The sequence below is a fragment of the Pseudomonas sp. Sample_16 genome (genome assembly GCF_004307665.1).
Classification (GTDB): domain Bacteria; phylum Pseudomonadota; class Gammaproteobacteria; order Pseudomonadales; family Pseudomonadaceae; genus Aquipseudomonas.
Genome location: NZ_RCOB01000129.1, coordinates 1475 through 6845 on the forward strand (window position 1 = coordinate 1475; position 5371 = coordinate 6845).

The 5371-nt window shown below is 54.1% G+C and carries 4 protein-coding genes; 1 reads left to right on the plus strand and 3 read right to left on the minus strand.

The features are described from left to right. Window positions 1-531 precede the first annotated feature (531 nt). Window positions 532-1971, plus strand: coding sequence for a TolC family outer membrane protein (locus tag D8U69_RS17695; RefSeq protein WP_130907815.1), 1440 nt, complete (start codon window positions 532-534; stop codon window positions 1969-1971). Window positions 1972-3171: 1200 nt separating this feature from the next. On the opposite strand, the gene D8U69_RS17700 is transcribed toward D8U69_RS17695, so the two are convergent. The 3 genes from D8U69_RS17700 to D8U69_RS17710 all read right to left on the minus strand — a co-directional run. Next, complete coding sequence (locus D8U69_RS17700) at window positions 3172-3804, minus strand: hypothetical protein (protein WP_130907816.1); 633 nt, start codon at window positions 3802-3804, stop codon at window positions 3172-3174. 134 nt (window positions 3805-3938) lie between these two features. Beyond that, on the minus strand, window positions 3939-4124 hold the full coding sequence (locus D8U69_RS17705; RefSeq protein WP_130907817.1) for a hypothetical protein: 186 nt from the start codon (window positions 4122-4124) through the stop codon (window positions 3939-3941). 297 nt (window positions 4125-4421) lie between these two features. Then, on the minus strand, window positions 4422-5371 hold a 950-nt coding region (locus tag D8U69_RS17710), incomplete at its 5' end, for a tetratricopeptide repeat protein (RefSeq protein WP_130907823.1).

The following is a 5371-nucleotide window of genomic DNA, read 5'->3' on the forward strand; positions in this document are numbered from 1 at the left end:
TCGACCTGACCGTGACGCCAACGATTGCGCCAAGGAATACCCTAGACACCAATAACGCGATTAATTTGGATGGCTCGGCCACTATCGAGTTGGTCTATCTGTGATTTTTAGCCCGCCGGTGCTGCAGGCGACCTCAAGATGAATCCGGTTCGTCTGCGCGACGGTGGGTTGCAACCTTAATAGTAATGCATCAGGCCATCCCCCTCCCATGACATACCCTGGCTTGCCTTTCACTGGGTAACGGGCCGTATTGGCGAGGGGGAGAGAAGGCAACCGTCGGTGTCGCCACATCCGTATTGCTGCTCAATCGGCGCGGTTCATACCTGGCCGCCATCCGTGCGACACCTGAAGCTGAATGCGAAGGTATTGCTGGCTCGTATCAGACGTAACTACGGGTTCTTACTGCCGCTCGAATGCATTCGCGAACAAGCTTATCACCTCCTTACCTAACCGCGTCTTGACGCTGTAATGGTGGCGCCATTCTTAGGTGCAAAATTTTTCACGGTTTTATACATGTTTAGGAATCATCACATGCTGCGCAAATTTTCACTGGGTATTGCTGTGTTTTGTGCATCCAATACCATGCCCTGGGCAGCTGAAGCTCCGTTGTCAGCCAATAATGATCTGGTGAGCGTCTATCAAGAGGCTGTAGCAAACAACGCTGATCTCGCTGCCGCCATCGCCCAGTATGGCGTGCAGAAGGAAGTCGTACCGCAAGCTCGCGCCGGGCTGTTGCCCAATCTGTCCGGTAGCGCAGAAACTGCCAGTGTTCGCACCTCGATCGACCAGCCTTCGGCTGCTGCAAATCGCTACGAGCATTCGTACCAAGCCACCCTGGCGCAACCGCTGTTTCGTGCCGATCGCTGGTTTCAGTTCCAGGCGGCCAAGGATGTGAATGAACAGGCGGCGCTACAGCTCTCAGCAGCCCAGCAAAACCTCATTCTGCAAACCGCAGACAGTTATTTTAATGTGCTACGTAGCCAAGATAACCTGGCTTCGACCAAGGCCGAAGAGGCCGCGTTCAAGCGCCAGCTCGATCAGTCCAATGAGCGTTTTAAGGTTGGCCTCGCGGATAAGACCGATGTGCTGAACTCACAAGCTAGCTACGACACGGCACGGGTCAACCGCATCGTTGCCCAGCGCCAGGTGGATGATGCTTTCGAAGCCCTGGTGAACCTCACTAACCGGCGATACAACGCGATCTGGGGTATTTCCCATAGTCTGCCGATCCTACCGCCAGCACCAAACAATGCTAAGGATTGGGTTGATACCGCGGCTCAACAAAACCTCAATCTGCAGGCCAGCAACTATGCAGTCAGTGCCGCCGAACAAACTCTTAATCAGCGCAAGGCTGGCCACGCACCAACCGTCGATATGGTCGCTCGGTACGAGAAAGGCGACAATGATGCATTGGGGTTCAGCAACCCCAGCGCGTTGGGTCAACCGTACAAAGGCGATGTCGCGCAATCCTCGATCGGCTTGCAGCTGAATATCCCAATCTACAGTGGCGGCTTGATCAATTCCCAGGTGCGTCAATCGTATGCGCAATTAGAGCAAACAGAGCAACAACGCGAATCGCTGCTTCGCGCCATCGTGGAAAACACCCGTGACCTGTATCGTGCCGTCAATACTGACGTTGAGCAGGTACGGGCGCGCAAACAATCAATCATTTCTAACCAAAGCGCAGTGGAAGCGACTGAAATCGGATATCAGGTAGGGACGCGCAACATCGTCGATGTGTTGGATGCGCAGCGCCAGCTCTACAGCTCGGTACGGGACTACAACAACACCCGCTATGATTACATCCTCGATACTTTGCGCCTGAAGCAACAGGTCGGAACGCTGAGTCCACAAGACTTACATAATCTGACCCACTGGCTTAAGGGTGATTACAATCCGGACAAAGATTTCCTGCCTCCGGACCTGGCTGAGGCTGCAGCCAAACAGCTTAAATTTAAACCAGGCCAGTGAAAACAACTGCCCGGCGAACAGGCTCGTTTGAAGTTTTAATCGAGCCGTTTTCCATCCGAATAACCGGCCCCCCCTCAAGTGTTGATAGGTTTTGTCTTTCCGGTCGGCGACAGCAAGTGCTCCTCAAAATAACGCAGTCGGTGTTTATCCGCGCCAAATCCTGATTTGTTGTTCATTGAGGCCTGCAGCCATGTGAAGAACAAAGCTGTTGGATGGTTTAGGCGCTTAATTCAGCGCGCCATAGGTTTAGGAAAAAGGTCGCGACAAGGGGGGGCACTTTTTCATGCCGCTTTCGAAGTTTTCAGAAAAAGCCTACAGATGTTGCCCGTTTCCCGCAGTACCTTGACTGTGTCCGGCCGGCAGGTTAGTCAGGCACAAACGCTATTACGCGATCGGACAATCAATGGCGGTCTAGTTAACGAATCGCTGCATACGCGAAAACCATACCGGCTTGGGTTTACATCGTGCCGCGAAAATGCTGATAGCTGACGTGAACAAGGCTCTGACCAACTGCTTAAATGACCCGTTAGGCGGGAAGGAAATCGATAATGGAATTTCGGCCTACATCCAGAGAAATAGCTACCGTCGCCGAGTTGACGGAAGCGGAGATAGAGACCTACCTCAGTGGCTGCGTACGCAGCTCCCAGTACACGTGGACGGCATATTTCAAACGAGACATTTTAAAATGTGGTGCGCAACGACTTAAGAAGCTTTCACCTAACCTAACATTGGTAATTTTTTCGAAGGACGCTTCCCCTCAAGAGGATGGTGCAGGACAGCTTGAGCGTGGCTCAGGATAGTGGCATTGGCGGCGTGCTTTTATCCTGGGACTCACTGCGGTATGGAGCGCTCGTGCCGTCCAACGTAACCATCCGCTCAGCGGTAAAGGGGTATTTGCGAGCTTGTTTTTTCTTGGTTTCGTTCAAAAAAAGCCCCGCGGTAGGCAGGGCAGCATGAACTACAAATTGAAAAAGCCGCTAAACGTCGCTAGTAATTGTCGGGCCATTTCCGTGTCGACGGCATCTCCTTGACTGGCAGCAAATAATAAAATTCCGAATAACGCGGTTACGACGACCCTGTACATTATTGTCGCCTGCAGCGAGTGGGTATTGTTCTGAGGCATCGGATAGGCTAGACGGACTGGGATAACCTTGAAATTTTTCATCGATCATCGCACGTGCATTAGCCCATTGCGCGTGGCTATACCCAGCCGAAGCCTCTTATCATCAAACTTGCGAGTCCGCCGGTGATGAGCATCAATACCCAAAAACGCACTCGCGATTCCTTTTTCATGTCTTGCCTTGTACAGGTGAATTCTTGCTGTATCTCCGCTCGAACGCTTGAAAATTCATCGCGCAATGAAGAAAGTTCGCCCTTGGTCTCGGTGCGAAATGTCTGAAGCTCACCTTCCAGCGACTCAATATCTTCCTGGATATTTTTAGTATGGTCTTCGAGCTGGATTGTGCGGATTTCCAGCGATTGTACTTCCGCTAATGGGTGGTCGATTGGCATCGCAGTGTGGGTTATGTCTTCCCCCCCCTGATTGGCGAAGACATACTCACGAACACGGGCGGCATTAAATATTTTTATGCCGCCACACTCATTACAATTAACATGAAATGCCCAAGCCGAAATTGATGGATTTCTGACACTAGGCGTCATATAAATCGCTGGCATGTTGTCTGCCAGAGGTATGCTCCAATTCGATTTTCCGCAAGCGGCACAGGGATGCATACAATCATTATTGTTTAAATACGATAGGAGCTGATCCAGCGTTATCGTAAGGATCTGACTAATTTGTAGGTTGTATGGCTCTTGACTTTGATCGTTCATAAATGCTCATCAGTAATTTAGGACCGGGACGAGTCCCGCTGCACGCATAGTTCCTAGCTTTCTATATCGAGTCTGTAGGGCGATCCTGAAAGCGTTCTGAAGTCCTGAACAGCGATGTCGAGCGACCGGCCTGATCAATGACACTCGCAATAGGGAGCAGCGACTGGCAGATGCTCTCTAAGGATGCTGGCAATCTTTCGCTGTGTCTCAGTCATGATTTCGCCGTCGTTTGGCAGTAGGCCTGCGGCGATCAGAGCAGCAACAATTTGCATTGCCATGTCGACTGAATTGGTCACGGGAATGCGATGGTTAAATGTCATATCAAGCCTCCTTAGGGCGTATTTGAGTATATTGGGCTCTTTTTTAATCCCGGCACTCGCCATGAGGTCTTCATCGGGGCGCTCATTAGCCGCGGGAACGTTAGGACGATAACGCGGGCGTTGTTCGGTGAAGTTAACGCCGCTTGGGCATCTGTACGCTTACCGGGCATTCGCTGTCGCAAAGGCTGCTTACCAAGTTCGACATCTGGATGCGCGGAGAGATGGAAGCTGAAAGTTGTGCAGGGGGGATCATGGTCAATCCTTGAGTCCGTTGCGCCGAAGCCTGCACCAGGCGCATCATTTCAAGGCCGGATCCCCTCTGTTTAAGTTCTTCCAGCCCTGCAGCAGCACCTGCGCCTTGGCCTCCTGGCCGTTGTTGAGGTAGTACTGGATCAGCGCCAGGCGGGCGTTGCGGTTGGTGGGGGCGAGTTTCAACAAGCGCTCCAGCTCTGCACAGGCTTGCTCGACCTTGCCGCTGTCATGCAATGCCACCGCCAGCACGTAGCCATATTGCGCGGTCTGCGGTTCCAGTTGCGCGGCCTTGTGCAGGTAGGGCATGGCCTGGGCGGTCTGCCCGGCGCGTACCAGCGCCAGGCCCTGGGTGTGTTGCAGCAGGGCGGCGTTGGGGTGCTCTTTGAGGCTTTGCGCCAGCAGCGTTTGTGCCTCCTGATTGCGGCCATTGCCCTCCAGCCACTGCACCAGCGTCACCAGCGCCGGGTAGAAGTCCGGATCGTGTAGAAGCGCCGAGCGCAGCAGGCCTTCCACCTCGCCATTGCGACCGCTGGCCTGATACAGCAACGCCAGGTTGAGATTGGCTTCGGCGCGTTCCAGCAGGCTTTTCTGCACCACCTCGTACTCGGCGATGGCGCTGTTCCAGTTGCCTTGCGCAGCGCCCAGGCCATTGCGCTCCACGCCGAGCAAATCCCGCGCGGCGGCAATGCGCACGGCTTTCACCGGATCGCTCAGCAATGGCGACAGCAACTGCGCCCGCTCCGGTGGTGGCAGGAAGGCGCTGACCGCATGCACGGCACTCTCCCGTACTTGCGGCGCCGGGTTGTTCAGGTCTTCGCTCGCCAGTTTCAGTGCCTGTTCGCTGGGGTAGGCAGGCAACTCGGCCAGCAGGGTCGCCCGCTGAATCGCCGGCAGATTGCTGCGCTGCAATTGTTCGAACAGCGCCTGCGCCGCCCCCGCCTGGCCATTGCGAATCAGCCACAGGCTCTCGTCGTAACGCGGGGCCTGCGGCGCAT

Coding starts and splice junctions, on each gene's coding strand:
- D8U69_RS17695 (WP_130907815.1), top strand. CDS start 532: ATGCTGCGCAAATTTTCACTGGGTATTGCTGTGTTTTGTGCATCCAAT.
- D8U69_RS17700 (WP_130907816.1), bottom strand. CDS start 3,804: ATGAACGATCAAAGTCAAGAGCCATACAACCTACAAATTAGTCAGATC.
- D8U69_RS17705 (WP_130907817.1), bottom strand. CDS start 4,124: ATGACATTTAACCATCGCATTCCCGTGACCAATTCAGTCGACATGGCA.